Source organism: Vreelandella titanicae (genome assembly GCF_014697095.1).
Classification (GTDB): domain Bacteria; phylum Pseudomonadota; class Gammaproteobacteria; order Pseudomonadales; family Halomonadaceae; genus Vreelandella; species Vreelandella titanicae.
In genome coordinates, this window is sequence record NZ_CP059082.1 from 3,950,655 (window position 1) to 3,967,543 (window position 16,889).

The following is a 16,889-nucleotide window of genomic DNA, read 5'->3' on the forward strand; positions in this document are numbered from 1 at the left end:
CTACTCTTCGTCTTCAATTCGCATTTGAGAGTCCCCTGAGAGCACTTCATCCCAAGCTTCTTCCAGTGTGCAGCCTGAGCGGCTATCCACTGTGTCGATGACCTCAACGGCATGCTGCAGTGATTCACGGTTGCCCTTCAGTGCCACAACAAGTCTAGCGAGATCTTGTTTGCTGAAAGTGCTGGCGATGCTGTCGGCTTGTTGGCTCAGTTCGATGCAGTTCATTAGTAATACCTCATGGTATGGTCATCCGCTGCTTAACCGACTATCGGTTAAAAAAAGCAGCCATCTTAGTTAACGACGTATGGTGACGTTGCTACTCATGCTGGGCCGGATAAGTGCCCAGTTCGGCAACTGCGAAACGGTCACAAGCTTTGCAAGACCTTCGCCTTTAGCGCTCGGGTAATACTGAAGCGCTATGGTTCTGTAGCAGGGATCAGGGCAGTGACTCGGGATAACGAAGCACCTTCCTGATCCATGGCTTCACTATGGTTCACTGCAACAAAACCCACAATGCATCATTGGCAGCAGGGGGGGTTGTAACTCGACTACATAAACACTCATTAAGTGTTAAGTGTGTTAAAGACTTTCATGAGGGGCGCTAAAAGCGAAGAAAGGCGGCCAATGGTTTAATTGGCCGCCGCATTATAAAGAATCGAAAGAGTTAATAGATAGTGTGCTTAAGTAGGGGGCTAAATCGTTATTACCTAAGGCGTAGAGCGCACGCGCGAAACCGCATCCAACCAGCCTTGATAGAGCTGCTCGCGAGTGGTCTCCTCCATAGCAGGCATAAAGCTCTTCTCACAGCGCCACAGCTGCTCAATCTCTTCGAGGGTTTGATACCAACCTAAACGCAACCCGGCTAAGTAAGCAGCCCCCAGCGCCGTGGTTTCCAAAATCGTAGGGCGATCCACCTGGACACCCAGCATATCGGCAAGAAACTGCATCACCCAGCTGTTCTTCACCATGCCACCGTCGACGCGCAAAGTGCCTGGTGCGGCCTCCATGTCGTCGTTCATACAGTGCTGGAGGTCTCGGGTTTGATAGCACACCGCTTGCAGGCCTGCAGCGACTATTTCAGCGATACCGGTATCGCGAGTTAACCCAAAAATAGCGCCGCGGGCTTTGGGATCCCAGTGTGGAGCGCCCAAGCCGGTAAAGGCGGGCACCAGATAAACGCTGTGGCCACTGCGGGTCTCCTGCGCCAAGGCCTCCGTCTCTGACGCATCGGCAAACAGGTTCAATCCGTCACGTAACCACTGCACCGTCGCCCCCGCCACGAAAATACTGCCCTCCATGGCATAGGTCGGCTTTCCATTAAGCCGGTAGCCAATGGTGGTCAACAGGCGATTGCGCGACAGCGAGGGCGTTTCGCCGGTATTCACAATCATAAAACAGCCTGTGCCATAGGTGCTTTTACCCATCCCCGGTTGAAAGCACGCCTGCCCCACTAAAGCAGCCTGCTGATCCCCCGCTACCCCAGCAATGGGGAGCGCGGCGCCCAGCCAGTGTGCTTCAGTGGTGCCAAAATCATCGCTGGAGTCTTTCACTTCGGGCAATAAATTGGCGGGAATATTAAACAGCGCCAGCAGCTCTTCATCCCACTCCTGAGTATGGATATTAAACAACGCTGTACGCGAAGCATTGGTGGCATCGGTCACGTGCTGCTGACCGCCTGTCAGCCGCCAGATTAAAAAGCTATCTACCGTTCCAAATGCCAACTCGCCCTTCTCGGCGCGCTCCCGAGCACCCTCAACGTTGTCCAATACCCAACCAAGCTTGGTGGCTGAAAAGTAGGGATCAATCAATAGGCCCGTTTTAGCTTGAACGGTATCGGTATAGCCTTGATCGCGCAGTGACTGGCATAAATCTGAGGTACGGCGATCCTGCCAAACGATGGCGTTATAGAGTGGCTTACCCGTTTTCCGATCCCACAGAATAGTGGTTTCCCGCTGGTTGGTAATGCCGATCCCGGCTATTTGGTCGGCGGAAACTTCAGCGTTACGCATCACATCTCGGCAAGTCGCCACCACGGTTTCCCAAATGTCTTCAGGGTTGTGCTCAATCCATCCGTCGTGGGGGAAGTGCTGAGTGAATTCTTGCTGGGCAACAGCGGCCACCTGGCCTTGGCGGTCAAACAGAATGGCGCGAGAACTGGTGGTACCTTGATCAATGGCGAGTATAAAAGAGGACATATCGAGTTCGCTTTGTTGTATTATCTTTCGATTTTGTATGATTGGAAACCTCTGATTAACGTGATGAGCGCAGGCCAGACAAGGCAAAAATCAACGAAAAAGCGGAGTTTACGGGGTGTAAATGAGCATTTTGAGGCGATTTTTAACGCTGTATGGCCAAGCGCAATAGTTAATCAGAGGTTTCCACGTTTTCGCTTTATTATCATCCAAGGCTACTCTAGCCGCCCAAAATGCTCAAGGCTGAAACTACCTCATTAAGCAATGTAGAGCGCCACATCGTGTTGCGTCAGCAAGCGCTGAATCGCGTCTGGGGGTTTGCGGTCGGTAAATAGCGCATCCAGCTGTTCCAGGTTACCTTGCCGAACAACCGGGTTACGGTGAAATTTAGAGTAGTCCGCCGCCAGATAGATGCGCCTGGAATTGGCGATAATCGCCTGAGCAACGCGCACTTCCTGGTAATCAAACTCCAGCAGTGAGCCATCCTCATCGATACCGCTGATGCCGATAATGCCGTAGTCCACTTTGAACTGATTGATAAAGTCGATCGTTGCTTCACCGATAATGCCGCCGTCCCGGGAGCGCACCTGACCGCCGGCGATAATCACAGTGAAATCCTCTTTATGTTGCAGGATAGCGGCAACATTTAAATTATTGGTAATGATCTCAAGGCCCTGGTGCTCTAACAGCGCTTGAGCAATCACTTCATTGCTGGTGCCGATATTAATAAACAGAGAGGAGTGATTCGGGATGTGCTGTGCTAAACAGCGGGCAATGCGCTCCTTTTCTTCCAGATGCAGTGTCTTGCGCGTGCTGTAGGCGGTATTGACTGTACTCGACTCGATTCCTACTCCGCCATGCACCCGCCTCACCCGGCCCTCATTGGCCAGGGTATTTAAATCGCGACGGATGGTTTGTGGTGTCACGGCAAAATGATCAGTGAGCTGCTCAATACTCATATAGCCGTGCTGACGAACCAGCTCGACAATGGCATCCTGACGAAATTGTTGATTCATAAGCCCGGCCTGTTCGATTTTTATTGATATCTGAACATAATCTAGCAAAATTTTCGAAACCTAATAGCACTATTCATACAATTCCGCAGGTGCCAAACCGACAGACCAAGCGGCGACCTCGCCTATTAAAGCGGCCACACCCATAGGATCATTGGGATAGCAACCACCAGCACCACCAGTGATAGCGGCAAGCCCAGTTTCCAATAATCACCAAAGCGGTAGCCGCCAGGCCCAAGCACCAGCGTATTGGATTGGTGCCCAATAGGGGTTAAAAACGCACAGGAAGCGCTAACAGCTACGACCATCAAAAACGGATCCAGTGAGACGTCAAAGCCATTGGCTAAGCTCACCGCAATCGGTGCCATCAGTAGCGCAGCCGCCGCATTGTTAACCACATTGGAGAGCAGCATAGAGAGTAAAAATAGCCCTATCATAGTCACCACCACCGGCCAATCGCTGCCAAAACTGAGCAGCGCGTTAGCAATCAAATCTGCACCTCCACTGGTTTCTAATGCTTCGCCCACGGGAATCATCGCCGCGAGCAGCACTATGACGGGGCCATCAATGGCCTGATACCCTTCCCGGAGTGGTAACACGCCAATCAGGAGCGAAATCAGTGCCGCACTACTCATGGCCACCGCTGCGGGGAGTAGATCAAACAGCATGGCGACGATTGCCAAGGCAAAAATAGCAATCGACATAGCGAGTTTGCGTGGCTGCCCCAGATGCAGTTCACGGCTAGCCAGGGGTAGACACCCAAGCGAGGCCAGGCTATCTGACATCTCGTTTTCACTGCCCTGAAGGAGCAAAACATCACCGTTTTTAAAACGAATATCCCGCAACCGCTGCTTCAAGCGCCCGCCATCCCGTGCGACAGCCACCAAGTGCAGGCCAAACTGATGGTTTAAGCGTAGCTGGCGTACGCTGCGGTTAATCATCATTGAGTCGTTACGCACCACGGCCTCGATCAGTTGCAGGCCCTCGGTATCCACGGGCTGTCGATCCTGCTCAGAATCTTTCTTATTCGCAGGATCCTTATCACTCTCCGTAGGCTCAGCATCCTCCGCCCCAGGGTCTTCCTCCAACTCTGCAATCGCGCTTAGCCCTACTTTGTCTTCCAGCATTTGAAGCTCATCAGGCCCTGCTTCTAATAGCAGAATATCGCCCTCTTCCAGTGCGCCGTGGAAGTTATAGCCTGCACGGCGGTTGTCATCACGCACCACCGCTAACACGGGAATGGTTTCGTCCAGTTCGTCGCGCAACTGTTGTAGCGTTAGGCCCTTGGCCTTCGACTCTTCGCCTACTTTCAATTCGACTAAATAGTTGGCGGTATCGAACATTTCATCCGTAGAGGCCTGGCCGCTACGCTTGGGCGTCAAGCGCCAGCCCACCAGAACAATAAAGGCCAGCCCCGCCAGCGCAACTACGATGCCTACAGGCGAGAAGCTAAACATACTAAATGCTTCATCTGTCACATCACGGCGATAACTGGAAATAATGATATTGGGTGGGGTACCAATCATCGTGGTCAGGCCGCCGAGCAGAGAGCCAAACGCCAGGGGCATAAGCAGTAAGGAAGGCGAGGTGTTGTGTTCGCGGGCAAGTCGCATAGCTACCGGTAGCAGCAGTGCCAGGGCGCCCACATTATTCATAATACCTGACAGCACAACAATGGTACCCACCAGCACCAGGAGTTGGAGCAGCAGGTTTTCCCCCACTTTAAGCACTTGGTTGGCAATAATATCGACCACGCCCGAGCGCTCAAACCCTCGGCTAAGCACCAGTACGGCGGCCACAGTAATCACCGCCGGATGGCCGAAACCGGCGAAAGCGCTTTCGGCCGGCACAAGCCCCAGCATGACCGAACCCAACAACGCTGCCAGCGCCACTAAGTCATAACGAAAGCGTCCCCATATAAACGCGGCGAGCGTTAGCCCAAGTACGATAAACACCAGTGTGCTAGGTGTAAGCGTTAACCCGCCAAGATCCAATGCTTCAATACTTACGTTTTCAATACCGGAGCCCTCAGCGCTTGAGCCCTCAACACTTATGTCCTCAGCCGACATCCTTTTCCCACTCCCTTGCTGGCGTTTGAAAGTTCACCATGCGATTGATGCAAAACACGCTTTAACATGACTATTTCTTCTGCACATTAGACGTTTACTATACAGAGGTATAGACCCTGCATACGCAAAGCCTATAAACACATAGCCAAAAGGGACAAAAGCTCGGCAAAGCCGAGCTTCATATCGGTAGTGTAATGAAGGGTAAAACGGGCTAATAAAAGCGCTTACTTTTGGCGCTCAACAATAATGTGAGCATCAACAATCTTATAGCGATGCGTGCAGCCTTTGAGATATAGGAAACTTCACGGGGCCCTGGCCAACCGCTTCAGGCTGCCCCTGCTGCTGCTCTCAAAGCTCTATCGTCGGATAAAACGAATTCGCTACGGCAAAAGAATAGTTGAGCCCGTGGTCTTGCGGCTTTGCAGGGCGTCTTGGGCTTTGCCAGCTTCTGCAAGTGGGTAGCGGTTGGCGATATCAATGTTGACCTTACCGCTTTCAATCATGGCGAAAAACTCTTCGCACATCATCTCCAAACGCTCGCGGGTGTCGGCGTAGCCATTCAGGCTGGGGCGGGTCACGTAAAGTGCGCCCTTCTGATTCAGAATGCCGATATTAACGCCCTCCACCGGGCCAGACGCGTTGCCAAAGCTGACCATCAGACCACGGGGCTTCAGGCAGTCCAGTGACATTTCCCAGGTGTCTTTACCCACCGAGTCATACACCACATCGCACATATCGCCGTTGGTAAGCTCGCGTACGCGCTCTACCACGTTCTCTTCGCTGTAATTAATTGTCGCCCAGGCACCGTTGGCCATGGCTAGATCCGCTTTTTCCTGTGAACTGACTGTGCCGATCAGCTTAACGCCTAACGACTTCGCCCACTGGCAGGCAATCGAACCTACCCCGCCCGCTGCGGCGTGAAATAGAATGGTTTCGCCACCTTTTAGTTCATAGGTTTGGCGAAGCAGATACTGCACGGTAAGGCCCTTGAGCATACTCGCCGCTGCGGTGTCGAAATCAACGAAGTCGGGTAGCTTGACCACTTTAGCCGCTGGCAGCGTATGCAGTTCAGCATAGGCGCCCAACGGGCCTTGGGCATAGGCCACGCGATCGCCAACCTGAAGGTGTGTGACTCCTTCGCCAACCGCATCGACCACGCCTGCACCTTCGGTGCCTAGACCAGAAGGCATGGAAGGGGTTGGATAGAGCCCGGTACGAAAATAGATGTCGATAAAATTAAGGCCAACGGCTTTATTAGCAATACGTACTTCACCCTGGCCAGGTTCAGCAGGGGTAACGTCGACCAGTTCAAGTACCTCAGAACCGCCGGTGCGGGCAAATTGAATACGCTGAGACATTAGGACTCCTTATTGTGTAATTCGGCTATTATTCGAGTTGATACGCCATCTCTGAATAATGCTAAGCATGGCAACAGGTGCTGCTATACAAGCGCGTCATGGCATTTAAATCAAGCTAGCACGCTAGCGTATTTTTACCCACTAGAACGCGAGGCAATGCAATCCTGCTGTCATGCGCCCATGCTAGTATTAGCGCTTCTTTATCGTCTAAGGCTTAGAGATTTGTCATGACGCATCCCGCTATTCAACTCCCCGCGCTGATTGCCCACCGCGGCTACTCCGCCGCTGCCCCTGAAAACACCCTCGCCGCGGTGCGCGCCGCCTATGAAGCGGGAGCCACATGGGTAGAGCTGGATGTGCAGCTACTGGGTGATGGCACCCCGGTGATTTGGCACGACGGCGATGTAGCACGCTGCTCAAACGGACGGGGCGGACTCGCCTCCATGAGCTGGGCGAAGGCGCAAACCCTGGATGCCGGGGCTTGGTTTGACGATCGTTTTGCGGGTGAGAAGATGCCTAGCCTCAGCGAGATGTTGGCACTGCTTAACGAGCTGGAAATGGGCGCCAATATGGAAATCAAGGTCAACAAAGGCCGCGACCCCATCGCGCTGGTGGAACGCGCGCTGCCGGAGATGCTTGACACTCTCCCCCCCGAGCGCTTGATTATCTCCTCCTTCAATGCCGCGGCTCTTGGCCACTGCCGTCAATTTGCCAGCAAAGAACGGCTGGCCCTGGGTGTGCTGTTCGGTAGCGTGCCCAAAAGTTGGCGTGAGCAGTGCGAGGCCATTGAGGCTTTTAGCGTGCACCCTCACTGGCCACGTTTGAAGCGCGCTCAAGCCGACGCTATGCAGCGCGATGGCTATCAAATATTGTGCTATACCGCCAATGACCCCAGTGCCTTTCATAGCCGCTGGGAGTGGGGCATCGGCAGTGTCATCACCGATGAACCCGCCGCGTTCAAGCGCTTTTTAGACAGCCATTGATAAACTCTAACAACTTATAAGTTCACACACTGACAAGGAGTCCACCGTGAAGTACCTAGGAGCCCATGTGAGCGCCGCTGGCGGCGCAGACCAAGCCGTGCAGCGAGCAGTGGAAATCGGTGCGGATGCGTTTGCGCTATTCACCAAAAATCAGCGTCAATGGAAAGGTAAACCGCTCACTGATGAGGCGATTCAAGCCTTTCGCGATGCCTGTGCCGAGCACAACTTTTCTGCAGAGCAGATTTTGCCCCACGACAGCTATCTGATTAATCTGGGTCACCCCGAGCAGGAAGGGCTGCGCAAATCCCGCGATGCGTTTCTGGATGAGATGCAGCGCTGCGAGCAGTTGGGGCTGACGCTGCTTAATTTTCACCCTGGCAGCCATTTGAACAAAATCAGCGAAAGCGACTGCTTAAAGCGTATTGCAGAATCCGTTAACGAAGCGCTAACGCATACCCAAGGCGTTACCGCAGTCATTGAAAATACCGCTGGCCAAGGCACTAACCTGGGTTGGCGCTTCGAGCATTTGGCCGAAATCATTGCCCACGTGGACGATAAAACTCGCGTGGGGGTGTGTATTGACACCTGCCACGCCTTTGCGGCGGGCTATGATCTACGCACGACAGAGGCCACCCAAGCAACGCTTGATGAGCTAGACAGCGTGGTCGGCTTTGAGTATCTGCGCGGCATGCATTTAAACGATGCCAAAAGCAACCTTGCCAGCCGCGTGGATCGCCACCATAGCCTGGGCAAAGGCAACATTGGCCTACCTGCCTTTACCACCATCATGCAGGAACCACGGATTAACGGCATTCCAATGATACTGGAGACCATCGAACCCGAGATATGGGCCGATGAAATAGCTTGGCTACGCGCTCAAGCCTCCTGAAGTGGATACAAAGAGTCAGCCTACGATTCAGCGGTTTTTGCACGCCCGGTAATGCTTGCCTACGCTTAAACTCCTTTACCCAAGCCCCAGCCTACGTAAGGAGTGTGCAATGAGCGATACCGATCTTGGCAGTTTAGATGCCCAGACCCTAGCTCACTTGTTTGCAAGCCGAGAGGCCTCCCCGCTAGAAGCGACTCGTGTCGCTCTTGATCGAATCGAGCGCTTCAACCCAGACGTTAACGCCTATGTGTATGTAGATGCTGAAGGTGCGGAATCGGCGGCCAAAGCCTCGGCGCGGCGCTGGGGGCAAGGCAAGCCGCTAAGCCCCATCGACGGGGTGCCGGTATCGCTTAAAGACCTGACCCAAGTGGCAGGCATGCCCTGCCGAGAAGGCTCGTTAACCTCTTCTGAAGCGCTATGTGACACCGATGCGCCACCCGCACGCATGCTGCGTGAAGCAGGCGCCGTCATTTTAGGTAAAACCAACACGCCCGAATTTGGCTGGAAAGCCGTGACCGATAACCGTGTCTTCGGTGCCACGGCTAACCCCTGGGATACTCGGTTAACCCCCGGCGGTTCTTCCGGCGGGGCCGCCGCTGCTGCGGCACTCAATATGGGGGTACTGCACCAGGGCGGCGACTCCGGCGGATCCATACGTATCCCCGCGGCGTTCACCGGTGTTTTTGGCTTCAAACCCACATTTGGCTGGACGCCCCAATGGCCACCGGCTAAAGAGCCCAGCCTATCGCACCTGGGGCCGTTAACGCGCACCGTGCGGGATGCGGTCAGCATGCTCAATGTGATGGGCCGCTACGACTACCGTGACCCTTACGCCACCCGCGGGCAGCCTGAGTGCTGGGGGATGGATTTGGATAAAGGTTTAACCGGACTACGGATTGGCTACTCGGCTGATCTTGGCTACGCCAAGGTAGATCCACAGGTTGCCGAGCGCGTGCGAGAAGCAGCCGGCAGACTGGAGGCGTTGGGCGCTGAAATCGTCGAAGTACATCCCGGCTTTTCGTCACCGCTGGATACCTTCCGCAAGCTTTGGTTTACCGCCTCTTTAGAGCAGTGGTCACAAATGGATGATCACCAGCGTACGCTGCTGGATCCCGGCATGGTGGCCAATGCCCGTGAGGCCGAACCCTGGAAAGCCGTTGAGCTGTTCCGTGCCTTGGCAGACCGCGCAGAGTTAACCCAGCGCCTGGAGCACTTTAACCAAGAGTACCACCTGCTAATGACACCCTCGGTGGCGATACCGCCGTTTGAAATAAATCAGGAAGTCCCCCCCGGCAGCGACATGCGGGACTGGGAGGAGTGGGCGCCCTTTAGCTATCCTTTTAACCTTAGCCAGCAGCCCGCCGCCTCGGTGCCCTGCGGATTTACCGATAAAGGATTGCCGGTAGGCTTTCAGCTAGCAGGAGGCAAATATGATGATGCTCGCGTTCTGCGCGCCTGCCATGCCTACATGGAAGCGCATCCGCCGCGCTTTCCCAGCGTACCTAACCCTGCCCAGTATGCTTAACACTTGTACCACATGAAAAAACCCAGCCAGGTGTAATGCCTGGCTGGGTTTTAACGATCAATAGCGAACGTTACATCGCTGAGAGTTTCTCTTGGTCTAACACGCCCGACATGCGCACCATCGCCAGCGCTTCATCCAAGTTGCTCATCTCTTCAATCATGACCAACTCGCTCTCTAAGCTCACCGGCTGACCGGCTGTTTCAGAGAGCAATTTTTCCAGAGAAGCCACGTCCATAGCGTCGTCTAAGTGGTGAACATCCACTGAGGCACTGTTGCGGCCCGGCAGGTAGATAGTGCCATTAGAGAAATCCACGGCGTAAGCAATCACTCCAGGTACGATAAAGAACAGCAAACCGACCCCATTGGCGACAGCAATAACCGGATCAATATCACCGCTCAATTGCCCTTTACGCTCAGGATGAAAAAGCGTACCACAACCACTCAGTGACACGATGGAAACGCCAACCACGGCGCCAGTCAACCAGCGACGAACTGCTTGATGCATGAAGGTTCCCTCAAACAAAAAAGTAACGATAGTCGATATAGCGTATTGCGCTTGCGTTTTTTGCCGACTATCGCGCCACAAAACTCGATCAGTTTAGCACAACCATCCAAAAGCATAGATCATTTGAACATAAGCACTATTTTGCCGCTTTAACCGCTAGACCGTACAATGTCCCCATTCAACGCTTCCAAGCACTTTTTCAAGAACCCAGCTTTCAAGAACCAGGTTTTCAACAACCCTGTTTTCAAAAACCTAAGGAATGCTCACGCCCATGCGCGCCAGCCAATTACTGATTGCCACTCTCAAAGAAACCCCGGCTGACGCCGAAGTCATTAGCCACCAGCTAATGCTCCGTGCCGGGATGATTCGCCGTTTAACCTCAGGGCTATACACCTGGCTGCCACTTGGCCTGCGCACCCTGCGTAAAGTGGAAGCCATTGTGCGCGAAGAGATGAACCGTGCCGGTGCTCAAGAGGTACTGATGCCCGCCGTGCAGCCCGCTGAGCTTTGGCAGGAGTCTGGCCGTTGGGAGCAGTATGGCCCCGAGCTGTTACGCCTGAAAGATCGCCACGACCGCGACTACTGCGTCGGCCCGACCCACGAAGAAGTGATCACCGACCTGGTGCGCAAAGAGATTGCCAGCTATAAACAGCTGCCGGTCAATTTCTATCAGATTCAGACCAAGTTCCGTGACGAGATTCGCCCACGCTTTGGGGTAATGCGCTCCCGCGAGTTCATCATGAAGGATGCTTACTCCTTCCACCTGGATGAAGCCTCGCTGAAGCAGACCTACCAGGATATGTATGATGCTTACACACGCATTTTCACGCGACTAGGCCTCGACTTTCGCCCGGTAATTGCCGACAACGGCTCTATCGGCGGCACCGGCTCCCATGAATTCCACGTACTGGCCGACTCGGGCGAAGACGATATCGTATTCTCCAACGCCTCCGACTACGCCGCAAACATGGAAAAGGCCGAAGCCCTGCCTGCTCCGGTGGGCAGCGACATACAGCGCGAAGCACCTACCCAAGAGATGCATCTGGTAGATACACCTAATGCCAAGACCATCGCCGCCCTGGTTGAGCAGTTTGATCTGCCGATCGAGAAAACGGTCAAGACCCTCATCGTACGTGCCGCTGAAGGTGGCCTGATTGCCCTATTGGTGCGCGGTGATCATGAGCTGAACGAGGTAAAAGCAGAGAACCTTCCCCAAGTGGCGGCCCCGCTGACCATGGGCAGCGAAGAAGAAATTCGCGCAGCAGTTGGTGCAGGCTTTGGCTCGCTTGGCCCGGTGAACCTTGATATGCCCATTATTGCCGACCGCAGCGTTGCCCTGATGAGCGACTTTGGCGCGGGTGCCAATATTGAAGGCAAACACTATTTCGGCATTAACTGGGAGCGTGATGTTGCCCTTCCCGAGGTGGCCGACCTACGCAATGTGGTGGAAGGCGACCCTTCTCCCGACGGTCAAGGCACGCTCTCTATCAAGCGCGGCATCGAGGTTGGCCACGTCTTCCAGCTTGGCCAAAAGTACTCCCAGGCCATGAACGCCAACGTACTGGGCGACAACGGCAAAACCAGCCATCCTTGGATGGGTTGCTACGGCATCGGCGTGACCCGTGTGGTCGCCGCGGCCATTGAGCAGAACCACGATGAATCCGGCATTATCTGGCCTAACGCTATTGCGCCCTTCCAGGTGGCACTGGTGCCGATGAATGCACACAAATCCCAGCGTGTTCGCGAAGAGTCTGAACGTCTTTACCAAGCACTCACCGCCGCTGGCTTAGACGTCTTGCTGGATGACCGAGACACCCGGCCCGGCGTTAAATTTGCCGACTTGGAGCTGATGGGCGTTCCTCACCGCCTGGTAATCGGCGACCGCGGCCTGGACAACGGCGAACTGGAATATAAAGGACGTCGGGATAGCGAAGCCACCATGGTGCCTGCGGATCAAATCATCGACTTTTTGCGTGAGAAAGCTAGCTAAGGCAGTAACGCTGAGCGGCGCTGGGCTTGTAGAGACAAGCCCAGTGGCGTGAACGTATGGGCACGCCGCTAGCGCGTTTTATTGGTGATGACGTGCAGCGCCAGACGCAGCCTGGGAGAAACCTGGTACCCAGAGCGCGTCATGTATGCCTGGCGGGACACTTGGCGCCAGCCAGCATTGCGTTAAGCACTATCCTGCCCATCTAATCGGTAAAAGCTAACGTGGTCACTGGTGCGAGTGCCACAGCACCTAATAAAACAAAAGCAAAGTTAAGGATAAATCCACAAGTGTTGGCTTACCGTTAAGCCAAAGGCATGACTTTCTTGCATAATCCATCCACTATTAGGCTTAACACTTTGCCAGCTTAATGCGGGATGCCAATCTGAATGCCAACACAACAACGTAGCCCTTTTAGTGGCTTTTTCAGCGTATTTACTGCCCCGTTTTTTGTAGTGGCAATCACATCCCTACTTGTCTCCACCGCTAATGCTGCCCAGGTAACGGTGCGTAGTGTTGAAGGTCAACTGCTTGAGGACGCAGTGGTTGAGGTCTATTACGACACCTCAGCAGGAAATCCACCCCAACAAGAGAGTATCTACCAGCGCGATGCCGCCTTTCACCCCAAGGTGCTAACCGTATCGACCGACAGCTATGTGGCATTTCCTAACCAAGATACGACTCGCCATCACGTCTACTCTTTTTCACCGGCCAAAACCTTTGATTTAAATCTCTACCTGCAAGAAACCCCACCACCAGTTCAATTCGACCGAGCGGGCATTGTCGTCTTGGGGTGCAATATTCACGACCATATGCAGGCCTTTATTGTCGTTAGCGACGCTCCCTATATGGCCACAACGGCTGCCGAAGGCACGCTTTTGCTACCTACTCTGCCGCCAGGTGAGCATCGTGTGCGGATTTGGCACCCTCAGCTTGATGACAGCCAACAAGTCTGGTGGGAAGGCGTCATTACCGATACCGACCAATTAAACGTCAGCTTGAAACTCAATGCGCTGCCACCCCCAGCGCCAACACTCTCTCCACTTCAGCAGCGATTTAAAGATGCCACCTAAGCCCCTATCAGTGTTCAGGAGATCGCGATCCGCCACTTAGTGAGGTTGCTATGCGCTTTAGAACGCGCCTGATGCTCGTGCTACTGACAGTGGTGATTGTCTCGCAACTCGCCACCGGGGTGGCGTTTCTTCGTGCGACCCAAAACGACGTCATTGCAAAAGGCTCCCAACGTTTAGAAGTGGGTGCCAATGTATTGGAACAACTGCTGGACGCACGCGGTGAGCAGTTAGCTAATAACGTCGCCATTCTTGCCGATGACTTCGGTTTTAAAAGCGCCGTTTCCACCCAGGACACCGATACGCTCTACTCCGTATTGGCCAACCATGGTGATCGAGCCAAGGCGGATATCGTGTTACTCAGCGGCCTGGATGGGCGTATTTTGGCAAGCAGCCATCACGCGCAAAATAGCCCCATGCCTTTCCCGCAGTTGTTCGATCGAGCCAGCCAAGAAGGCGAAGCTGTTAGCGTCGTCATCGCCGAAGGGCAGCCGTACGAGTTTGCCCTGCTGCCAGTGCGTGCCCCCAACCTGATTGGCTGGGTGGGTATGGGCTTTTTAATCAATGAAGCGGTCACGGAAGAGATTAATGCATTAACCGGGTTGGACATCAGCGTAGTCAACTATCGCGACAACGGCGAGATCAGCTACCTTGCCAGTTCTCATCCCGAGCAACTGGCCCTGGAATTAATGAGCGGGCGTGACGATGAGCTAATCGAAGGTGAATATGCCTTACACAGCCAGATGACGCCGGATGCCGAGTACCTGACCTACGCGTCTCAGCTCTATTCCGATGACGTCAACCAGACCTATGCGTTGTTACAACTCTCACGCAACGAGCTGCTTGGCGCTTACCGCTCGCTGCAGTGGCAACTGCTGGGAATCATTGCTTTGATCCTGCTGTTTACCGTGCTGATTGCTATGTGGAGCGCCCGGAGTATGAGCAAACCGTTAATGGAGTTGGCGAAGGCGGCACAGCGCATTGGTCGCGGCGAACGTTTTACCGAGCTACCCATTGGTAGTGAGCGAAGTGAAACGGGGCTTTTGGCGTCGACACTGATCGCCATGCAGGAAGGCATCGCTCAGCGCGAGGCGACGCTTCATCACCAGTCTCGCCACGACCTCCTTACCGACCTGCCCAACCGCATCAGCACCCAAGAAGATATTAGCCTTTTGATCAAACGCGGTGAGCCTTTTACCTTGCTTCGCCTGGCGATTAACAACTTTCGCGACATCAACGACACCTTCGGCTATGCGCTGGGGGATCACGTGCTAGTCACACTGGCCAAGCGCTTGCAGCACTTTGATGGCTCTGAGAGCACTGCCTACCGACTGGATGGCGATGAATTACTGCTACTCGTCAAGCAGTCGAGAAGCGACTTTGCCTGGCGAACCCGCCTTTTTACAACGCTGCACCACCCTATCGACCTTGATAAATTCCCTATCACGCCGTCACTCTCGGCGGGCGAAACTAATTACCCCGACCATGGCGACAGCCCTCAACTGCTGCTGCGGCGTGCCGACATCGCACTCGATATGGCGCGTCGCCACCGTCACGCCCATCAACGCTATTTGGAAGGACAGGATGAGCATCATTTACGCCAGCTCACCTTGATTCGAGACCTACAGGACGCGGTGGGCAACGGTGAGCTGTGGATGGCCTACCAGCCCAAAGTAAACACACGTAACGGCCGTGTCGATCAGTGCGAAGCGTTGATGCGCTGGCGTCACCCGTCGTTAGGTTTTGTGCCACCCGATGAGTTTATTAGCTTGGCCGAGCGTTCGGGAAGCATCAGCATGCTAAGCCACTGGATGTTAGCCAATGTCTGCGCTCAACTGCATGCTTGGCAGCAGCATGGTTACCACTTATCGGTAGCGGTTAATCTCTCCGCCAGTGATGTGGTGGATCGCCAATTAGCTGCTTATTTGGCTAGCCTGCTTGAGCGCTATCGTCTTGCCCCTGCCCGCCTGAGTATCGAAGTCACTGAAAGTGCCGTTATGCAGGACGTTGATGCCGCCATGGCCACGTTGATGGAGCTCAACCAACTAGGGCTGCGTATCGCGATTGACGATTACGGCACCGGCTACTCTTCCCTAGCGCAAATCAAACGCTTGCCCGTGGATGAACTCAAGATCGATAAATCGTTCGTGTTGGCCATTGATTCCCAAAAAGATGACTTGACGATTGTCAGCTCGACCATCGAAATGGGCCACAGCTTAGGACTGCGCTTAGTGGCCGAAGGCGTCGAGAATCGCGCCAGCGCCGAGCTGTTAAGCAAGCTTGGCTGTGACTTTTTACAGGGCTATTGGATTGCTAAACCAATGCCAGCTGATGAACTCCCCGCATGGTTGGATAATTTTACGCCGCTCTCCTTGCCCCACCCGATGTCTTCCTTACTAAAGGCGTTCCAGAGAAAGCCATGATGTTATTTCAATCTATGTTTTCACCATCCAGTTCACCCTTTCGGCACTTTTTTTTCAGCTGCCTTGCGGTCTGTTTAGCGCTTGCGGCCATGCCCTCCTATGCCGGTAGCCGTATTGTAAGTACGGGCGGAGTGAGTGCTATTGAAGGGGCCGCGGGGGGTGGCTTATCGCCTTGGGCAGTGCTGGCCAGCACCGCCAGCGAACAGGAAATCGGCGTCACTGCCGCCGCTACCCATGCCTGGGTGGACGATTATCGGCTAACAGTGACCGGCGCAAGCCTGAATGTTTATGACCGTATTGAAGTCTCAGTGGCGCGTCAAACGCTTGATCTAGACACCCTGGGTGGCGAGCTAGGCCAGGATATTTACGGTGCTAAGGTGCGCTTGCTCGGTGATGTGCTCTATCACCCTTGGGGCATTTGGAGTGTTGGGATGCAACATAAACGACTGGTTGATGGCACCATTCCCACCGCCCTCGGTGCCGATAAAACAAGCGGTACCGATATGTATCTTAGCGCCAGCAAGTTGCTGTTTAGCGCTGTTGCCGGGCGCAATGTGCTATTCAACGCCACCCTGCGCAATACCAATGCCAACCAGGGCGGTCTGCTTGGCTTTGGCGGCGATCAGAGTAGCCGCTCGTGGATGGCCGAGGGGAGCGTGGGCGTCTTTATTACCCCGCAATGGGTTGTCGGTGCAGAGTATCGTCAGAAACCCGATAACCTAAGCGTAGCTAAAGAGGATGATTGGCAAAGTCTCTACAGTGCCTACTTCTTCAATAAGCACTTATCACTCACGGGCGCGTGGTTGAACTTAGGCGACATTGCCGGCCTACCTTCCCAACGCGGCGGCTATCTTTCACTTCAGGCAGCTTTCTAA

Annotated in this window: 13 protein-coding genes; 7 read left to right on the top strand and 6 right to left on the bottom strand. The window is 54.2% G+C overall.

The window, feature by feature from the left end; translation table 11 throughout:
• The 5 genes from HZS52_RS18265 to HZS52_RS18285 form a co-directional block, all read right to left on the bottom strand.
• Complete coding sequence (locus HZS52_RS18265; protein ID WP_022523712.1) at nt 1-225, bottom strand: hypothetical protein; 225 nt, start codon at nt 223-225, stop codon at nt 1-3.
• Between the two features lie 482 nt (nt 226-707).
• Complete coding sequence (glpK, locus tag HZS52_RS18270) at nt 708-2,195, bottom strand: glycerol kinase GlpK (RefSeq protein WP_190373334.1); 1,488 nt, start codon at nt 2,193-2,195, stop codon at nt 708-710.
• A 254-nt stretch (nt 2,196-2,449) separates the two neighbouring features.
• Entirely contained in the window at nt 2,450-3,208 is a 759-nt protein-coding gene (locus HZS52_RS18275) for a DeoR/GlpR family transcriptional regulator (RefSeq protein WP_022523714.1), read from the bottom strand.
• 125 nt (nt 3,209-3,333) lie between these two features.
• A complete protein-coding gene (locus HZS52_RS18280) occupies nt 3,334-5,274 on the bottom strand; it encodes an SLC13 family permease (protein ID WP_190373335.1) in 1,941 nt (646 codons plus the stop codon).
• Between the two features lie 380 nt (nt 5,275-5,654).
• On the bottom strand, nt 5,655-6,632 hold the full coding sequence (locus HZS52_RS18285) for an NADPH:quinone reductase (RefSeq protein ID WP_009286508.1): 978 nt from the start codon (nt 6,630-6,632) through the stop codon (nt 5,655-5,657).
• Between the two features lie 227 nt (nt 6,633-6,859).
• On the opposite strand from HZS52_RS18285, the gene HZS52_RS18290 reads away from it, so the two are divergent.
• From HZS52_RS18290 to HZS52_RS18300, 3 genes are all read left to right on the top strand, one after another.
• Nucleotides 6,860-7,615, top strand: a complete 756-nt coding sequence (locus HZS52_RS18290) for a glycerophosphodiester phosphodiesterase family protein (protein WP_009286507.1) — start codon at nt 6,860-6,862, stop codon at nt 7,613-7,615.
• A 46-nt stretch (nt 7,616-7,661) separates the two neighbouring features.
• Entirely contained in the window at nt 7,662-8,504 is an 843-nt protein-coding gene (nfo, locus tag HZS52_RS18295) for a deoxyribonuclease IV (protein WP_009286506.1), read from the top strand.
• Nucleotides 8,505-8,613: 109 nt separating this feature from the next.
• The gene (locus tag HZS52_RS18300) at nt 8,614-10,029 is read left to right on the top strand and encodes an amidase (RefSeq protein ID WP_190373336.1); all 1,416 of its coding nucleotides are present in this window, start codon (nt 8,614-8,616) and stop codon (nt 10,027-10,029) included.
• A gap of 70 nt (nt 10,030-10,099) precedes the next feature.
• Here the strand turns inward: HZS52_RS18300 and HZS52_RS18305 are convergent, their stop codons facing one another.
• Nucleotides 10,100-10,534 (bottom strand): hypothetical protein, encoded by a 435-nt coding sequence (locus tag HZS52_RS18305; RefSeq protein WP_088701638.1) that lies wholly within the window; start codon nt 10,532-10,534, stop codon nt 10,100-10,102.
• A 271-nt stretch (nt 10,535-10,805) separates the two neighbouring features.
• Between HZS52_RS18305 and HZS52_RS18310 the strand changes: the two genes are divergently transcribed.
• The 4 genes from HZS52_RS18310 (at nt 10,806) to HZS52_RS18325 (ending at nt 16,889) form a co-directional block, all read left to right on the top strand.
• Nucleotides 10,806-12,524 carry a proline--tRNA ligase gene (locus tag HZS52_RS18310; RefSeq protein WP_027959226.1) on the top strand — a complete coding sequence of 573 codons (1,719 nt, stop codon included), beginning with the start codon at nt 10,806-10,808 and terminating at the stop codon, nt 12,522-12,524.
• Between the two features lie 386 nt (nt 12,525-12,910).
• A complete protein-coding gene (locus HZS52_RS18315) occupies nt 12,911-13,594 on the top strand; it encodes a cupredoxin domain-containing protein (RefSeq protein WP_009286503.1) in 684 nt (227 codons plus the stop codon).
• Nucleotides 13,595-13,644: 50 nt separating this feature from the next.
• Nucleotides 13,645-16,014: a bifunctional diguanylate cyclase/phosphodiesterase gene (locus HZS52_RS18320; RefSeq protein WP_027959225.1), complete on the top strand. Its 2,370-nt coding sequence runs from the start codon at nt 13,645-13,647 to the stop codon at nt 16,012-16,014.
• Entirely contained in the window at nt 16,011-16,889 is an 879-nt protein-coding gene (locus HZS52_RS18325) for a DUF3034 family protein (RefSeq protein ID WP_223827962.1), read from the top strand. The genes HZS52_RS18320 and HZS52_RS18325 overlap by 4 nt, the downstream gene beginning before the upstream one ends.